Here is a 16463-nt window from a genome sequence, read left to right as displayed (position 1 = left end):
CCTTCAATTTACTAGAAAAAAAATCAAAGGTATTTTTAACATACTATTAACAGAGCTCCAATTAAACTAAATCTAATTTCGCCTGTCAAAAATCAAAACAATCATACGCACAATGGCGAAGCACAATTTAGTTTTACTACTTTCCATCATATTTTTCATTTCTGCAGCAACTGCCCAACGTCCACCAAATTCTGGAAACCGACCAAATCAAGCCAATTTCGAAATTAAAGGCATCGTAATCGATAAAACCACAGCACAACCCTTAGAATATGCCACGATCGTAATCAAGTCCATTGCAAACGATCGTATTTTTGGAGGGATAACAGATAATAAAGGGCAATTTTTTGTAGAGGTACCTGAGGGAAAATATGTTGCTACAGTCGAATTTATCTCATTCAAAACCAATAACCTTGGAGAATTAGTGGTTGATAAAAATCTGGATTTGGGTAAAGTTATTTTGGAAGAAGACTCAGAGAATTTAGACGAAGTACAAGTGATTGCAGAAAAAAGTACGGTCGAAATTAAATTAGACAAAAAGATCTATAATGTTGGGAAAGACATGACCGTTAAGGGAGGTAATGCTATTGACGTATTAAATAATGTTCCATCAGTAACAGTGGATGTTGATGGAGCCGTGAGTTTAAGAGGAAATGAAAACGTACGCATACTTATAAATGGAAGACCAAACAATTTGGTAGGTGGATCTGACAATGAGGCACTGAGACAATTTTCTGCAGAAATGATTGAAAAAGTAGAGGTAATTACCAGTCCTTCTGCACGTTATGATGCAGAGGGAACAGCCGGTATTGTAAATATTATTTTGAGGAAAGGTTCTAATGACGGTTTTAATGCAAATGCAACCATCTTTGGAGGATACCCCGAAAATGCCGGAGGATCTGTTAACTTAAACTTTCGAAAAAATAAGTTCAATTTTTTTAATAATACCGGATATAGCTACTCTGATGCTCCCGGAAATGCCAAGTATTATTCTGAATTCTTTAACAACCCAACTTCACCTTTTGTAAAGGAGAAAAGGGAGTACAACAGAATCAATAACAATATCAATACTAACTTTGGAGTAGAATATTTCATTACTGAAAAAAGTTCTATCATAGCCAGTTTCATTTACAGAAACTCGAAAGGCGACGATGAAACTGTAAACGAAACGACAAGATTTGATTCTAATTTAGAAGAAACTGATTTTATTGTCAGAACTAGTAATGATACTGAAGACAGAAATGACTGGCAATACAATTTAAACTACATGAACAATTTCAACGAAAATGGACATAAGTTGACAGTTGATTTCCAATTTGAGGACAATTATGAAAAGGAATTTTCCGACATCAATGAAAAAGAATTTTTCCCGATAGAGCAAGATCAGTTGGGAGAGCAAAATAGTACTGAACGTCCGGAAAAACAGTACTTATTCCAGTCAGATTATGTGCTTCCTATGAAAAATGACCATCAGTTCGAGGCCGGTGTTAGAAGCAATATTTTAGATCAGACAACAGATTTTAGAGTTTATTTCGAAGATGATGATGGTGATTTTAATCTCGATACAAACCTTTCCAATATTTTTAATTACGATGAAAAAATTCATGCCGCTTATACCCAATATGGGGCAAAATTTAACAAGTTTAGCGGCCTTTTAGGACTTCGAATGGAAATTACCGATATCGATATTGAAATAGTAGATCGCGAAGATCTTGCTGCAGAAAGAAATTACACAAATTGGTTTCCTACAGTAAATTTGGGTTATGAATTGGCAGACGAAGAGAACATTACTATTGGGTATAACAGAAGAATTAGACGTCCAAGATCAAGAATGATCAATCCATTTCCATCTCGTTCAAGTGAAACAAATATTTTTCAAGGAAACCCTTATTTGAATCCTTCTATATCTGATGCATTTGAACTGGGATATTTCAAAAAATGGCCAAAAGTCACTCTAAACACATCCATTTATTACAATCACGCCACTGATGTGTTTCAATTTATTACAGAAGATACCGGTGAAACCACAGAAGGGGGAATACCTATTATCAAAAGGTTTCCCATCAATTTAAGTACAGAAGATCGATATGGATTTGAACTAGCTACAAATTATACACCAAAAAAGAATTGGCGTTTTAATGCCAGCTTTAACCTCTTCCAAAATACAGTGGATGGCTTTTATGAGGGTGTTGACTTTGGCGCAGAAAACTTAAGTTGGTTTACACGTTTAAGTGGAAAAGTAGTTTTACCATATAGTATTGATTGGCAAACAAACATGATGTATATGGGGCCAATGCAGAATGCGCAAAACAAATATAAAGGGATGTTCACAGCAGATATGGCATTTAGCAAGGATATTATGGATGGTGATGGAACACTTTCATTCAACATTAGTGATTTGCTAAACTCACGAAAAAGAATGATGGAAACTACCACGGAAAGTTTCTATTCTGAAAGTGAATTTCAGTGGAGGGAAAGACAATTCAGACTAACATTTACATATCGTTTTAAACAGAAAAAGAAAAGAGATTTCAATCGCGATTATGACGGTGGAGGAGATTTTGAAATGATGGGAAGTTAAATAAAAAAGGAGGGTTAGCCCTCCTTTTTTATTTAAACATATTCAACTTTATTGAAAGACAACAGAACCCGGTATAACACCCGTTTCTATTGTTTCTAACACTGTACTAGTAATCGCATTAAATATTTTTAACTCACCTTCACTTTGAAAATCTTTGGCGTCGGTGGCGTACAATTCACCATTTAAAGAATTCATACTATAAAAGTACCCCTCAATTCCTTGAACAATGTCGATGGGATCAGACATTGTAGCGGTGTTCATTTTTAGTACTTGTCCATCTAAATTAAAATATAAACTTCCATTCGTGAAGGTTAACAGATCAGGGTGTTGTGAATCTGTAAAGTCTATTTGATCTAAACTTAGATCTGTTGGATTAATCTTAAATAAACTTCCATGCGTTTCATCTCCGGTCCAGGATGGTTTTCCTCCACATAAAACCCATACTTGATCTTTATCATCTCGTAGAATTGAATTAGGAACATCCGAAACTTCCAACATTCCCAAATTTTCAAGACTATTCAAGTTAACAACCATAACATATTTATTTTGACTATAACCTCCTTCAAGATTTACGAAAAGTTTGCCGTTACTTATTACCATATTTTCAGGCCCCTCTCCTACAGGAATAGTTTCAATCACGTTGTCATTATTTAAATCAATAACCGAAATAAAATCATCTGAATTATTAACCGGATCACCCCAGTTACTTAAATATCCGCGATTATTATGAGACACCATATGTCTCGGGGAATTGACCCCTTCTCCTTGAATAGTACCTATTTTTTCCATGGTATATCTATCTACAACAACTATCTTGTTGGAATTATTTACAACGATGTAGGCCTTATCTTCATGAAAACTCATAGATTGAACAATATTTCCTAGCACCTCATTATTCACCTTCTGATAAACTTTTTGCGTGATCAAACCTTCTTCCGAGACATGGGTGATACTTCCAGACCCATTGTTAAAAGGCCCCTCGTTTGTGATAAAAAAGCCATTGGCAAATTCACCTTTTTCCTCAATTTCCTTGTCATCGTCACTACAACCGAAAATTATTAAACTAAATACAAAAAGGATCACTAAATTTTTTAGATACATCATAATGCTAAAATTGATAATTGATATTTAAATTAAAATTTGTTCCGGGCATTGGTCTATATGCCACTGCCTCGTAATATTGATTAAAAATGTTTTCGATATAAAGACCCGCACTTAATTGGTTTTTCATGATATCATATCGCAAATGCACATTTGATAACCAAAAGGCAGCGACAGTTTCTGTATTCGACGTTGTTGTATAAACTTTATCAGTATATTGTAGATAATATTTTACCAAGAGTTTTTTACGACTGGCACTAAATATATTGTTGAGTTTATGGTTTGGCACATAGATCAATTCTTTATTGAGATCAAGATCTTTGGCATTGACAAAGGTATATTGGCTTTCGATATTGAAATAAAATGAGTGAATATTAAAATTATATCTAGCGATAAATTCAGTACCCAATTGCCTACTTTCCTTTACGTTTTTTGGTGTCCAAAAAAAATTGTCAATAGGAACCCACTGAATCAAATTTTCGCTTCTAATATAAAATCCGGAGAGATCGAAATTAAGTCCATATTTACTATAAGTGATACCAAGTTCTGAAGTAAAACTGTTTTCCGACTTCAAATCCGGATTACCACCAGGATTCCAAAATAAATCGTTAAAAGTGGGTAACCTATAATTTGTTCCTGCATTAAATCTGATGTTCATGGTTCTGGATGCTTTCCACCTTCCATCGACCGAATAAATAAAAGGAATATCAAATAAATCTGACCAACCTTTTCTCACACTTATATTATAGGTAAATCTATTCTTAATTTGTTGTCCAAAGAGTGCATAAAATTCACCCTTATTTAATCTCTCATTTTCCAAATCATCTCCCTCAGCCTTTGAAAATTGAGCATCAAAACCAACTCCAAAAAAAATGTTATTGGCAAAGGCATAAGAAAAATCTGAACTGGCGATTACATTTTCACCTATATTTTTTGTGTATTCATCAAGTCGATAATCATTGTAATAGAGGTAATCTTCATTCAAATAGGCGAGATTCGTAGACAATGAATAGTGATCTGATTTTCTTTTCCAATTCAATAAAAGCCGGTTGTTCTTGTTTTCTAATTTCGCGATACTCTTCGCCGTTAGGGTCCCAGAAAGATTTCTATCATTTAACACGTAAGACTGAAATAAAGAAATTTCATTCTTCTCATTTAGCTTATATCCCATCGTTAAATTCAGATCAAAGTTTTTATAAGCTCCGTTTTCATTTTTTTGATCTAATCCTGGAATAGGATAATCATTTTCACTCTGGTTAAAGCCTGTCGAAATTTTTAAAAATACCTTTTCAAAGTTTTTTATAATTTTTAGATTAGTCATATAAGTTTCAAACTGACCTATTCCGGCAGACATACTAATTTCATCTTCGGCATCAAATCGCACATTATCTTTAATATTGATGGCACCTCCAATGGCACCGCTACCTAACAAGACACTTCCTCCTCCTTTTCTAATTTCTAAAGAAGAATACCCATTTGTACCCAATGTATTAAAGTCTGATTGTCCGTTAAGTGAAGAGTTGATAGGAACACCATTCCAATAAACGGCCGTTTGAGAGGCTGTGGTCCCTCTTAAGGCAATTGAAGAAACCATACCTCTACCATTTTCTTTGAAGTAAAAATTAGCTTGATTTCTTAGCACATCTTCAAGTGTTCCAAATTGATTTTGATGCAAACTATCTGAAAATTGAATAAGGCTATAGCCAGTATCTAACTGAGGAGAAAATCTACCAAATACAAATACCTCATTCAGATCATCCGTCAGATCGTCCTGAGCAAATGCCGAAAAAGTTAAAATCAGAAACCAGGTAAAAATGTATCTATCTATCATAAAAATATTTTTCCTCCGAAAATATTTGTTATCGATTTTCCTGGCAGGTTTCCTGGCTTGCGTCTTATTGAATGCCTTCCCTTGTATTTTACAAAGTGACTTTAAGATTTCCAATAAGCACCTTTCGGCTAAGCTTACAGTTGCGGAGACAGCTCTCGATTTTAACGAGATTCCCTCTTAACACTACATCTATAATTTCGATATAGGTCACCAAAAATTTCAGCACAAATGTACAGAAATAAGATTGATTTGAACGGTTTTATTCTTTAATTTGCCAACTAAATTACTAGTCGACCTTAATCATCACAGATGAAATATATTTATGTCATTTTACTCTTCGGTACACTTCTGGCTTGTAAAGAAGACAAGCCGGTAGCATCTGTAAATCAGGAGATCAATAGCTCAATTCGTTTTGCCAAAGGTTTTGATATTGAGATATTTATAAATTTGAGCAAAATAATTATTAAAAGACCCTTTCCTAATGCACAAACGCAGGAAGTCTTTTACCTCATTCCAAAAAGTGTAGAAATTCCAGATTCGCTTCAAAATAAAAATATAATTCGTACGCCTGTAGAAAGCATCGTACCTACCTCCACAACCCATATACCCGTGATTGAGTTGTTCGATATGGAAAACAAAATAGTTGGTTTCCCGCAAATGAATTATATATCCTCAGCCAGAACAACAGAATTAGTCAACAATGGGAAAATAGCAGAATTGGGAAATATTCAAAATCTCAATTTTGAAATACTCATTTCCTTGAATCCTGAATTAGTGATAGGTTTTAGCATGGGCGAAAATGATGCCTCATTTAGCCGTTTAGAACAAACAACTATTCCTGTTCTTTTTAATGGAGATTGGTTAGAAGAAGATCCTTTGGGGAGAGCGGAATGGCTCAAGCTTTTTGGAGCTTTATTTGAAAAAAGTGAAAAGGCAGATTCTATTTTTAATCTAATTGAAAAGGAATATATAGAGGCGAAGAAGATCGCACTTCAATCTAAAGACAGACCAACTGTGCTCTCTGGTATTTTATTTGAGGACAAGTGGAGCCTACCAGCCGGTGAAAGCTTTATGGCAAACCTTTTTAAAGATGCCAATACAAATTATCTTTGGAGAGAAACAAGGGGTACTGGTTCCCTCGTCCTGTCTTTAGAATCTGTGATAGAAACCGGAAAATCAGCTGAACTTTGGATTGGTTCGGGTATTTTTACGAATTATCAAGCCATGCTGGAGAGTAATAATCACTACAACACCTTTAAGGCATTTCAAGAGAAAAAGATCTTTAACTTTGCCAAGAGAAGAGGTGAACAAGGTGGTATTTTATTTTTTGAATTAGCGCCAATTCAGCCTCATATTGTTCTGAAAGATCTAATTAAAGCATCTCACCCTGACTTGTTACCCAATTATATTCCTTATTTTTTAGAACCCTTAGATTAAACTAAATATTATCATTTCAAAAAAACATACAGGCTACTTTTTATTGTTGGGATTGGGACTCTTTGCAGCTTTGATGATCAATTTGAGTTTAGGTTCTGTCTCTATACCCATTAGTGAAATCTTGAGTAGTCTTATGGGTCATTCTACTGAGAAAAATGAATGGCATTATATCGTAACTCAATTTCGTTTACCCAAATCACTTACAGCCGTTTTAGTTGGATCTGGATTAAGTGTATGCGGCCTATTGATGCAAACATTATTCAGAAATCCTTTGGCCGGACCTTTTGTACTTGGCATAAGCTCTGGCGCGAGTCTAGGTGTTGCCTTGCTTATATTGGGTGCTTCCGCTTTTGGAGGGATTTTTTTAAGCTTGTCCGGTAATCAAATGGCAATAGCAATTGCCGGAAGTTTAGGTGCTTTATTGGTTCTATTTGCCATTCTACTTATATCCAATCAGATCAAAAATACGATGGCTATACTTATTATTGGACTCATGTTTGGAAGTTTTAGTGGAGCGGTTATTAGCGTTCTTTCTTATTTTAGCTCGGCAGAAAATTTACAACAATATATGTTCTGGAGCTTCGGTAGTTTGGGAAATACCAATTGGAAATCTCTCGGCATATTTTTTATGCTATACCTATTAGGTATGATCTTGGTGGTACCCACAATTAAATCACTAAATACACTTTTATTGGGAGAAAATTACGCTAAAAGTCTTGGTCTATCCATTAAAAAAACAAGAAATCAGATCCTCATTCTAACAAGTATTATTACAGGAGTAATTACGGCTTTTGCGGGTCCTATAGCCTTTATCGGTTTGGCAGTTCCACATATTGCAAAATTGAGTTTACAAACTTCAAATCATAAAATATTAATCCCCGCAGTATTTTTTTTGGGCGCAATTGTGATGCTGCTCTGCGATACCATTGCTCAATTACCGAATTCAGCTTATGTATTACCCATCAATGCTGTTACTTCTTTATTTGGTGCACCATTGGTTATTTGGTTATTATTTAGAAAAAAACGATTAATCTAAGGACTAATTGAATAAAACAAACAACATATTATCAACGGAAGATCTTACCATAGGTTATAAAAGAAATAAGGGTAATCATGTGGTGGGCAAGTCTATTTCATTGGCCTTGAAAAAAGGAGAAGTTGTTTGTTTAATGGGGAAAAACGGTATTGGTAAATCTACGCTCCTCAGAAGTATAACAGGAGTTCAGGAAAATTTAGGTGGTGAGGTTTTTCTTAAGGAGAAATCATTGCGCAAATTTTCTTTATCTCAGATCGCTCAAACAATTAGCTTGGTGCTAACCGATAAAATTGAACCGACAAACCTCACCGTTTTTGAACTAGTGGCCCTTGGCAGACATCCTTATACAAATTGGCTAGGCACATTATCTCAAAAAGACGAAGAAACGATAGTTTTTGCTTTATCTAAAACAGATTTATTGTCTTTAAAAAACACTAAAGTAAATGAATTAAGCGATGGGCAAATGCAGCGCGTAATGATTTGCCGGGCTTTGGCACAAGATACACCAATCATTATTTTAGATGAACCTACGGCTCATTTAGATATTCAACATAAAATAGAAACCTTTCAATTATTACATTCCTTTGCACATGAACTGAATAAAGCCATTTTGATTTCAACACATGAAATTCAGCTCAGTTTACAAATAGCGGATCAACTTTGGTTAATGGACAATCAAGGTATTACCACTGGAAATGTTGATGAACTGGTAAAAAATGGAGAAATTAATAGAATATTTGACAATCCGTCTATTCAATTTGATCATCAAACTAGGTTATTTAAATTTATCAACTTAAAAAAATAACCATATGTGTTTTTATTCTAAATTAAGCAAAAAGGCAGAAGAAATAGAGAGTAAATTAAAGGCAAAATTTAAAGACAAAACAAGCTATGTACCTCAACAAGAGATCAAAGCATTTGATTTTCCTCAAATACCAATCATTACTTCAGAAAATGAACAACTGATTGACTTTTTTCAATGGGGTTTGATTCCCGAGTTTTCAAATAATGATGATATCAAACAATTTACACTCAATGCTAAAATTGAAACTTTACATTCAAAACCTTCATTTCAATTATATACTTCAAATAGATGTTTGATTCCGGCAGATGGATTTTACGAATGGCAGTGGCTCGATCAGAAAGGCAAAAAAAAGGAAAAATACTTGATCTCATTACCTCATGATGAACTGTTTTGCTTTGCAGGAATTTGGAGTTCTTGGCAAAACCCCATCGATCATAGCCAATTGAATACCTTTACGATCATTACAACCCAAGCCAATGAATTAATGAGTGAAATTCATAATTCAAAAAAAAGAATGCCAATCATTTTAACACAGAGAAATCAAAAAAATTGGCTTTTTGGAGAAAATTTAGAAAACTTTAAAAACCCTAAAGTTGATTTAGTTGCCACCAAACTCAATAAAGAAAACCAACAGTACACCCTGTTTTAATTATTTCAAGGCTGAAACCCGTTGTAATGCAATTTCATAAATACGTTCGTACTGAGGAAGCACCTTATCTATGCTGAATCTTTTTGCATTTTCAAAGGCATTTTGTTTGAATTGTTCTAACCTTTGGTCATCTTCTAAAATATAAACTGCATTTTTAGCCATATCCTCGCAATCGCCTACATCGCTTAAGAAACCCGTTACACCCTGCACATTCACTTCGGGTAAACCACCCGTGTTTGATGATATTACAGGCGTTTTAACAGCCATTGCTTCCAAAGCTGCCAAACCAAAACTTTCTGTCGCAGAGGGTAATAAAAACAGATCAGCATAGCACAATACCTTCTTGATCTCAGTTGTATTACCCATAAAGATAATCTTATCTTTTATTCCTAATTCTTTGGCATATCGCATGGCAGATTCCTTTTCAGGCCCCTCTCCTATCATGATCAATTTAGAGGGTATTTTTTCTTGAACTTTATTAAAAATAGTGATGATGTCTTGAATTCTTTTTACAGGTCTAAAATTACTGATATGCAGCAATATTCTTTCTTCCGGCTTTGCGATGTTAGACCTCATACAATCTGAATCCTCATGATCTTTTACATGCTCAAAATCAATAAAATTATAAATTACTTCAATATTGTTCTCAATATTAAATAACCTCAAGGTATCCTGCTTGAGATTTTCTGATACCGCTGTAACTACATCCGAATTGTTAATGCTAAATTCAACAGCCGTTTTATAAACTGGGTGACTCCCCACCAAAGTAATATCCGTGCCATGTAAAGTAGTAACAACAGGAATTTCTACACCTTTTTCTTTAAGCATTTGCTTGGTCATGTATGCCGCATAAGCATGAGGGATGGCGTAATGAACATGTAATATATCCAGTTTATATTTTATAACTACTTCAACCAGTTTACTAGACAAAGCAAGTTCATAAGGCTGGTAATGAAATAAGGGATATTCTTCAACAAACACCTCATGAAAAAACAAGTTGGCGTTTAAAAAATCTAACCTAACGGGCTGGTGTGTGGTTATAAAATGAACTTCATGACCGTCTTTGGCCAAACCCATCCCTAATTCTGTGGCCAAAACACCACTTCCACCATACGTAGGGTAACAAACAATTCCAATTTTCATGAAAATATATTTTGTGATTCTTCAATAGTATGTCGTATTTCTTTACAATACTTTCAAATTACTTGAAGATTTGATTAATTTTGATTTACTGTAAAATTACACTTTTTTATTATGGACTTCGGCCATTTTTTACATTTGGTACCTGAATTGATCCGCGCTCCACTAGGTGGACTCGAATCTCAATTGAAAATGGTGCCGAAAGAGAGACCTATTTTTGCAGAAAAAGAACTTTTAAAAAGGTCTCCTAAAGAAGCATCTGTATTGGCACTATTTTATCCTAATTCTTTTGGGAAAACTAGTTTTTTACTAACTTTAAGAGCTTCATACAAAGGGGTACATGCAGCACAGATAAGTTTTCCTGGAGGGAAAAGAGATGCCAAAGATAGAAATTCTGAAGAAACAGCGCTTAGAGAAACCAATGAAGAAATAGGTGTTAACATAAATGATATCAAGTTGTTAAGAAAAATAAGTAATACATATATACCGCCAAGTAATTTTTTAGTACACTCTTATGTTGGAATGTTAGACTATCGACCTGAATTTAAATTAAATCACGAGGTAGAGGAAGTGATAGAAGTAAATTTAACAGATCTCATGGATAACGAAAAAGTGAGAATAAAAAAATTAACAACAAGCTATATGAAGGAAGTTGATGTTCCTTATTTTGATTTAAATAATCATACCGTTTGGGGAGCGACAGCAATGATTTTAAGTGAAATTAAAGACCTCATCGAGGTGGTAAATTCATAATTTTAGTTATGTTTGCCAAGCAAATTATAAAGCATGACCTTGTTTAAAAAAGATATTTTTGGAAAAAGTCTTTTCCTTAAAAAAACTTTGATTCGAACCCTCGGACTTGTATCTCATAGAAGATACAGAGGTTTTAATGAATTACATATTGAGGGCTCAGAAATTATAAGGGATCTACCTCCCACGAATGTGCTATTCATCTCCAATCATCAAACTTATTTTGCAGATGTAGCTGCCATGTTTCATGTATTTAATGCTTCTCTCAATGGTAGAGTTGATAACATAAAAGACATCGGTTACCTTTACAATCCGAAATTAAATATTTATTTCGTGGCGGCTAAAGAAACCATGCGTGCTGGTTTGCTACCAAAGATTATGGAATATGCCGGATCTATTTCAATAGAACGGACATGGCGTGAAAAGGGTAAGGATGTGAATAAGCAGGTGAAAATGAGTGATATTTCGAATATCACCCGGGCTTTGAACGATGGTTGGGTGATTACCTTTCCTCAAGGTACTACTACTCCGTTTAAACCGATTCGAAGAGGAACCGCCCATATTATTCTTAAAAACAAACCCATCGTCATCCCTATTGTGATAGACGGATTTAGAAGATCATTTGATAAAAAAGGATTATTGATTAAAAAGAGAGGTATTTTGCAATCGATGGTGATCAAACCACCTTTAGAAATTGACTATGAAAATGATACCGTTGACGATGTGGTAACAAAAATTGAATATGCCATAGAGCAACACCCATCGTTTTTAAAAGTAGTACCAGTGCCTGTAGAAGATTATCAAAAATCTGAAGACGAACTCAATAAAAAAAGGGAATTCTGGACGAATTATTAACGGTTAAATTGTTTAATAATTCTAAGTTTTAAAAGCCTTTGATAATCCTCTTCCAACCATTTTAAATAATTGGCAGAACTTTTCATGATACAATAAGAGTATTGTTTAATCCTGTAAGCTATATCCTCTTTTAACAAGTTTGAAAGCATGTAGGCATCTAAAATACTTTCTGCATTTTCAACACACATCTTGGCGTGCTGTTTTATAGATTTTTCCAAGGCCAATTTAGATTTCTCCCCATTATCAAGCGCCTCTTCATAAGCTGCCTTTATATCGAATTCTAAATTTTCTGTTTTAGAAAACTTCTTTTTAATTTCATCTGGCAATTGGTAAGAAAACTTTTTCTCAATTTCGTCATCGCTCCGTAAGTTTTCTAAGAAGATATTTGGATTTTTAAAGATATATTTCCAATCAATGGGATCTGTCCATAATCCAAATCTCGCAACATTGTTTCCTAAATCGAGAATCTTAAACTTATCTTTTTTTCCTATGACCCTCGATCCACGACCGATCATCTGAAAATAGAGCGCCAAAGATCTTGTTGCCCGGTTAATTATAATCGTTTCAATTGAGGGTTCGTCGAAACCCGTGGTGAGAATACTCACAGAAGTAAGCACAGCATCAGGTGTTTCCTTGAACCATTTAAGTATACTTCTCCTCTCTTCTTTTGTATTTGTATTATCAATATATTTCACCTTGTAACCTGCCGCCAAAAAGGTTTCATACACAAACCGGGAGGTCATAATTCCATTATTGAAAATCAATGTTTTAGTCCCCTTTGCTTCCAATTCATAAGCCTTCAAAAGCTTCTGTTGCATAGTGGTCTGTACATATAGCTCTTCTGAAGATTTTACTGTATAATCTCCATTGATACCAATTTTTAAGGAAGTTAGACTTACATTAAAATTAAATGTAGCTGCTTCGGCCAAAAACCCTTTTTCTATTAAAGAACTGATGTTTTCACCAACAATAAGATCTTTGTAGATCTCATTCATCGGTAAATTAATATTTGAGCTCAAAGGAGTTGCAGTAACACCAAGAATAAAACAAAAATCAAAATACTTAAATAATTTCCTAAAGGAGTTATAATGTGCCTCATCAACAATCACCATTCCGATATCATTGATCTTAACTTTCCCCTCTTTTAATCTATTGTTAAGCGTTTCGACCATAGCAACAAAACAATGATAGTTACTATCATTTTTTACTTCTTTTACATTGCTGTCTATGATTTTATTTGGAACCCGAAATTCCTTTAACATATGAGAAGTTTGCTTACTCAGTTCAATTCTATGGGTGAGAATCAATACTTTTTTTCCGGTAGTAGCAATATATTTTCTGGCAATTTCAGAAAAAATAACCGTTTTTCCTCCACCTGTTGGAAGTTGATAAAGAAGGTTGTAATTACTCGGATAATTTTGAATACAATCAAAAATTCTCTCGATGGCTCCTTGTTGATAGCCATACAATTTCTTCCCAATGATTCTTTCTTCTTTTTCGAGCGAGGTAAGCGACATGCATCTTAAAATAAGTTACAAAAATACAGTTTTACTAAGGTTACAGAAGCATTTTTTAAAAACTTTTGAAAAGAATTTTCGATGTTTATATATCCTATTGAATATCAATCCCTCACAAAAAAATCCGTACAAATGAATTTGTACGGATTCCTATTTTCAAAAAATCTATTATTAAATTTTTGAAGCCAGCCAGTCGCCAACTTCGCTCGTTTTATAAGACTTAGCTCCTTCTGACAAATCCTCTGTCACATACCCTTCTTCTAAAGATCTGTTCACAACTGCTCTTATCGCTTCCGCTTCTTCTTTTAAACCGAAAGCATCTTCGAACATCATCGCTGCAGATAAAATAGTGGCAAGTGGATTGGCAATGTCCTTGCCAGCTGCTTGAGGATAGGATCCGTGGATGGGTTCAAATAATGAAGTTTTTTCGCCCAATGAAGCGGATGGCATCAATCCCATAGAACCTGAAATTACTGATGCTTCGTCGGTAAGTATATCTCCAAACAAATTCTCTGTAATCAATACATCGTAACTATTTGGCCATTGCACCAAACGCATGGCAACTGCATCCACAAATTCATAAGAAACTGTTACCTCAGGATAATCTTTTTCCATGGCTTGTACTGTTTCTCTCCACAATCTCGAAGTCTCCAACACATTGGCCTTATCTACACAACATAATTTTTTTGATCTGGACATCGCCATTTCAAACCCCTTTTTCGCTAAACGGGTAACTTCTTCTCTGGAATAAACGCAATTGTCATAAGCGACCTCGCCATTTTCTCTTCTTCCTTTCTCGCCAAAGTAAATTCCTCCGGTCAATTCTCTTAAGAAAACTAGATCTGTTCCTTCAATTCTTTCCCTTTTGAGTGGAGATTTATTGATTAAAGATGGAAATGTAAACGTAGGACGAACATTGGCAAATAGTCCTAGCTTTTTTCTCATTTTTAATAAACCCTGCTCCGGACGCACCTTCGCCGATGGATCATTGTCATATTTTGGATGACCAATCGCACCAAATAAAACAGCATCTGCATTTTCACAAATCGCATGTGTTTCATCCGGATAAGGCTCTCCAACAGCGTCTATCGCAGCAGCTCCTGTTAAAGCGGGAGTCCAACTAATTTCATGTCCGAATTTTTTTGCAACAGCATTAGACACTTTAACGGCTTGATCTATCACTTCCGGCCCAATACCATCTCCTGCCAATAAGGCTATATTTAATTTCATTTAATTCTTTATTATGTTTAACATTTTTTGTGTGGCAATAATAGCCGAAACTGTCTGATCTGAATCTAACCCTCTGGTTTTAAAGGTTTTTTCGCCAAATTTCCAGGTAATTACAGTTTCACATAGTGCATCTGAATTAGATCCCGGCGGAATTCGAACAGCATAATCCGTTAATTTTGGCAATTCTAATTTTTTCTTTGCATAAATCTTATGTAATGTTTTCATGAAAGCGTCAAACTGACCGTCGCCCTGAGCACTTTCTTCAATCGTTTCTTGATCTATTGTCAATGAAACAGTTGTTGTTGGTCTCAACCCTTTTGCATGGTTGAGTACATAAGAATTTACTTTAATTTTCTCTTCATAGGACTGATTGTGCAAAACATCAGAAATGATATAAGGTAAATCTTCTTTGGTTACCACTTCCTTCTTATCTCCTAATTCTATAATTCTATTAGTGACTTTTAAAATATCTTCGTCGCTTAAATGTAATCCGAGTTCAAGTAAATTTTTTTGAATATTGGCTTTACCCGAAGTTTTTCCCAATGCATATGTTCTTTTCCTCCCAAACCTTTCTGGTAACAATTCATTGAAATACAAATTGTGCTTGGAGTCACCATCGGCATGTATACCGGCCGTTTGGGTAAATACATTATCTCCTAAAATTGGTTTATTCTCAGGAATTCTAAAACCAGAAAATGTTTCTACCAATTTACTAACCTTATAAAGGGAGCTTTCTTTCACATCTATAGAAACCTGTGGAAAGAAGTCGTTAATGACCGCAACAACACTTGCCAGCGGAGCATTCCCAGCTCTTTCACCCATACCATTAATTGTCAAATGAATTCCGTTTACGCCTGCCTCTATGGATTCCATCACATTAGCCACACCGAGATCATAGTCGTTATGACCATGAAAATCGAGATGCATTTTTGGATATTTCTCTCGAATTTGACTTAAAAATTTAAAGGTTTCCCTTGGTGTTAAGACCCCTAGAGTATCGGGTAAAAGAACTCTTTTTATCGGTTGTGTTTCTAAAAAATCTAAAAATTGATACACATAATCGGGAGAATTTTTCATCCCATTACTCCAATCTTCTAAATACACATTGGTTTGTATTCCTTTATTTTGCGCCAATTGAATCACTTGGGCAATCGCCTCAAAATGCTCTTTCGGTGTTTTTTTTAATTGATGTTTAAGGTGATTCAAAGAACCTTTGGTGAGCAAGTTTTGCACTTTCGCACCAGACTCTTCCATCCAAGCAATAGAAAGACCTCCATCAACAAAAGAAAGCACCTCAACTTTATTGATGAGACCCTTATTTTTGGCCCAGGATGTAATTCCCTTAACTGCATCAAATTCACCCTCAGAAACTCTAGTAGAAGCGATTTCAATTCTATCTACATGCAATTCTTCTAGCAATAGCTGAGCAATCGTCAATTTTTCTGAAGCAGTAAAAGATACTCCGCTGGTTTGTTCTCCATCCCTAAGCGTCGTATCCATGATCTCAATCTTCCTTTTTTTCATCTAAGGGTTG

13 protein-coding genes and 1 riboswitch are annotated in these 16463 nt (G+C 34.8%); of the genes, 7 read left to right on the top strand and 6 right to left on the bottom strand.

Annotated features, from left to right (window positions below):
• Positions 1 to 112: 112 nt before the first annotated feature.
• On the top strand, positions 113 to 2578 hold the full coding sequence (locus ACFQ39_RS10165; RefSeq protein ID WP_377178673.1) for a TonB-dependent receptor domain-containing protein: 2466 nt from the start codon (positions 113 to 115) through the stop codon (positions 2576 to 2578).
• A gap of 48 nt (positions 2579 to 2626) precedes the next feature.
• On the opposite strand, the gene ACFQ39_RS10160 is transcribed toward ACFQ39_RS10165, so the two are convergent.
• Both ACFQ39_RS10160 and ACFQ39_RS10155 read right to left on the bottom strand, forming a co-directional pair.
• Positions 2627 to 3682, bottom strand: a complete 1056-nt coding sequence (locus ACFQ39_RS10160) for a DUF5074 domain-containing protein (RefSeq protein ID WP_377178671.1) — start codon at positions 3680 to 3682, stop codon at positions 2627 to 2629.
• 4 nt (positions 3683 to 3686) lie between these two features.
• A complete protein-coding gene (locus ACFQ39_RS10155) occupies positions 3687 to 5510 on the bottom strand; it encodes a TonB-dependent receptor plug domain-containing protein (protein WP_377178669.1) in 1824 nt (607 codons plus the stop codon).
• 25 nt (positions 5511 to 5535) lie between these two features.
• Positions 5536 to 5740: riboswitch (cobalamin riboswitch) on the bottom strand.
• A gap of 79 nt (positions 5741 to 5819) precedes the next feature.
• Between ACFQ39_RS10155 and ACFQ39_RS10150 the strand changes: the two genes are divergently transcribed.
• Genes ACFQ39_RS10150 through ACFQ39_RS10135 form a run of 4 tightly spaced genes read left to right on the top strand, consistent with a single transcriptional unit; the run spans position 5820 to position 9437 of the window.
• Positions 5820 to 6947, top strand: coding sequence for an ABC transporter substrate-binding protein (locus tag ACFQ39_RS10150; protein ID WP_377178667.1), 1128 nt, complete (start codon positions 5820 to 5822; stop codon positions 6945 to 6947).
• Positions 6948 to 6957: 10 nt separating this feature from the next.
• Positions 6958 to 7983 (top strand): FecCD family ABC transporter permease, encoded by a 1026-nt coding sequence (locus ACFQ39_RS10145; protein ID WP_377179988.1) that lies wholly within the window; start codon positions 6958 to 6960, stop codon positions 7981 to 7983.
• Between the two features lie 7 nt (positions 7984 to 7990).
• A complete protein-coding gene (locus ACFQ39_RS10140; protein WP_377178665.1) occupies positions 7991 to 8788 on the top strand; it encodes an ABC transporter ATP-binding protein in 798 nt (265 codons plus the stop codon).
• Positions 8789 to 8792: 4 nt separating this feature from the next.
• Positions 8793 to 9437: an SOS response-associated peptidase gene (locus ACFQ39_RS10135; RefSeq protein WP_377178663.1), complete on the top strand. Its 645-nt coding sequence runs from the start codon at positions 8793 to 8795 to the stop codon at positions 9435 to 9437.
• On the opposite strand, the gene bshA is transcribed toward ACFQ39_RS10135, so the two are convergent.
• On the bottom strand, positions 9438 to 10580 hold the full coding sequence (gene bshA / locus ACFQ39_RS10130; RefSeq protein ID WP_377178661.1) for an N-acetyl-alpha-D-glucosaminyl L-malate synthase BshA: 1143 nt from the start codon (positions 10578 to 10580) through the stop codon (positions 9438 to 9440).
• A 111-nt stretch (positions 10581 to 10691) separates the two neighbouring features.
• On the opposite strand from bshA, the gene ACFQ39_RS10125 reads away from it, so the two are divergent.
• Both ACFQ39_RS10125 and ACFQ39_RS10120 read left to right on the top strand, forming a co-directional pair.
• The gene (locus tag ACFQ39_RS10125; RefSeq protein ID WP_377178659.1) at positions 10692 to 11330 is read left to right on the top strand and encodes an NUDIX hydrolase; all 639 of its coding nucleotides are present in this window, start codon (positions 10692 to 10694) and stop codon (positions 11328 to 11330) included.
• Between the two features lie 33 nt (positions 11331 to 11363).
• Positions 11364 to 12182 (top strand): lysophospholipid acyltransferase family protein, encoded by an 819-nt coding sequence (locus tag ACFQ39_RS10120; protein ID WP_377178657.1) that lies wholly within the window; start codon positions 11364 to 11366, stop codon positions 12180 to 12182.
• Here ACFQ39_RS10120 and ACFQ39_RS10115 read toward each other — a convergent pair.
• From ACFQ39_RS10115 to ACFQ39_RS10105, 3 genes are all read right to left on the bottom strand, one after another.
• The gene (locus tag ACFQ39_RS10115; RefSeq protein WP_377178655.1) at positions 12179 to 13699 is read right to left on the bottom strand and encodes a DEAD/DEAH box helicase; all 1521 of its coding nucleotides are present in this window, start codon (positions 13697 to 13699) and stop codon (positions 12179 to 12181) included. The genes ACFQ39_RS10120 and ACFQ39_RS10115 overlap by 4 nt on opposite strands.
• Positions 13700 to 13870: 171 nt before the next feature.
• Positions 13871 to 14929 (bottom strand): 3-isopropylmalate dehydrogenase, encoded by a 1059-nt coding sequence (gene leuB, locus ACFQ39_RS10110; RefSeq protein WP_377178653.1) that lies wholly within the window; start codon positions 14927 to 14929, stop codon positions 13871 to 13873.
• A complete protein-coding gene (locus ACFQ39_RS10105; RefSeq protein ID WP_377178651.1) occupies positions 14930 to 16453 on the bottom strand; it encodes an alpha-isopropylmalate synthase regulatory domain-containing protein in 1524 nt (507 codons plus the stop codon).
• Positions 16454 to 16463 lie beyond the last annotated feature (10 nt).

The organism is Namhaeicola litoreus (assembly GCF_042679565.1).
Classification (GTDB): Bacteria; Bacteroidota; Bacteroidia; order Flavobacteriales; family Flavobacteriaceae; genus Namhaeicola; species Namhaeicola litoreus.
This window is presented reverse-complemented; position numbering and strand designations above follow the sequence as displayed.

What these genes read in the sequence shown, in the direction of transcription:
- ACFQ39_RS10135 (WP_377178663.1), top strand. Translation starts at nt 8,793, where the DNA reads ATGTGTTTTTATTCTAAATTAAGCAAAAAGGCAGAAGAAATAGAGAGT.
- ACFQ39_RS10105 (WP_377178651.1), bottom strand. Translation starts at nt 16,453, where the DNA reads ATGAAAAAAAGGAAGATTGAGATCATGGATACGACGCTTAGGGATGGA.
- leuB (WP_377178653.1), bottom strand. Translation starts at nt 14,929, where the DNA reads ATGAAATTAAATATAGCCTTATTGGCAGGAGATGGTATTGGGCCGGAA.
- ACFQ39_RS10155 (WP_377178669.1), bottom strand. Translation starts at nt 5,510, where the DNA reads ATGATAGATAGATACATTTTTACCTGGTTTCTGATTTTAACTTTTTCG.
- ACFQ39_RS10120 (WP_377178657.1), top strand. Translation starts at nt 11,364, where the DNA reads ATGACCTTGTTTAAAAAAGATATTTTTGGAAAAAGTCTTTTCCTTAAA.
- ACFQ39_RS10150 (WP_377178667.1), top strand. Translation starts at nt 5,820, where the DNA reads ATGAAATATATTTATGTCATTTTACTCTTCGGTACACTTCTGGCTTGT.
- bshA (WP_377178661.1), bottom strand. Translation starts at nt 10,580, where the DNA reads ATGAAAATTGGAATTGTTTGTTACCCTACGTATGGTGGAAGTGGTGTT.
- ACFQ39_RS10125 (WP_377178659.1), top strand. Translation starts at nt 10,692, where the DNA reads ATGGACTTCGGCCATTTTTTACATTTGGTACCTGAATTGATCCGCGCT.
- ACFQ39_RS10160 (WP_377178671.1), bottom strand. Translation starts at nt 3,682, where the DNA reads ATGATGTATCTAAAAAATTTAGTGATCCTTTTTGTATTTAGTTTAATA.
- ACFQ39_RS10115 (WP_377178655.1), bottom strand. Translation starts at nt 13,699, where the DNA reads ATGTCGCTTACCTCGCTCGAAAAAGAAGAAAGAATCATTGGGAAGAAA.
- ACFQ39_RS10165 (WP_377178673.1), top strand. Translation starts at nt 113, where the DNA reads ATGGCGAAGCACAATTTAGTTTTACTACTTTCCATCATATTTTTCATT.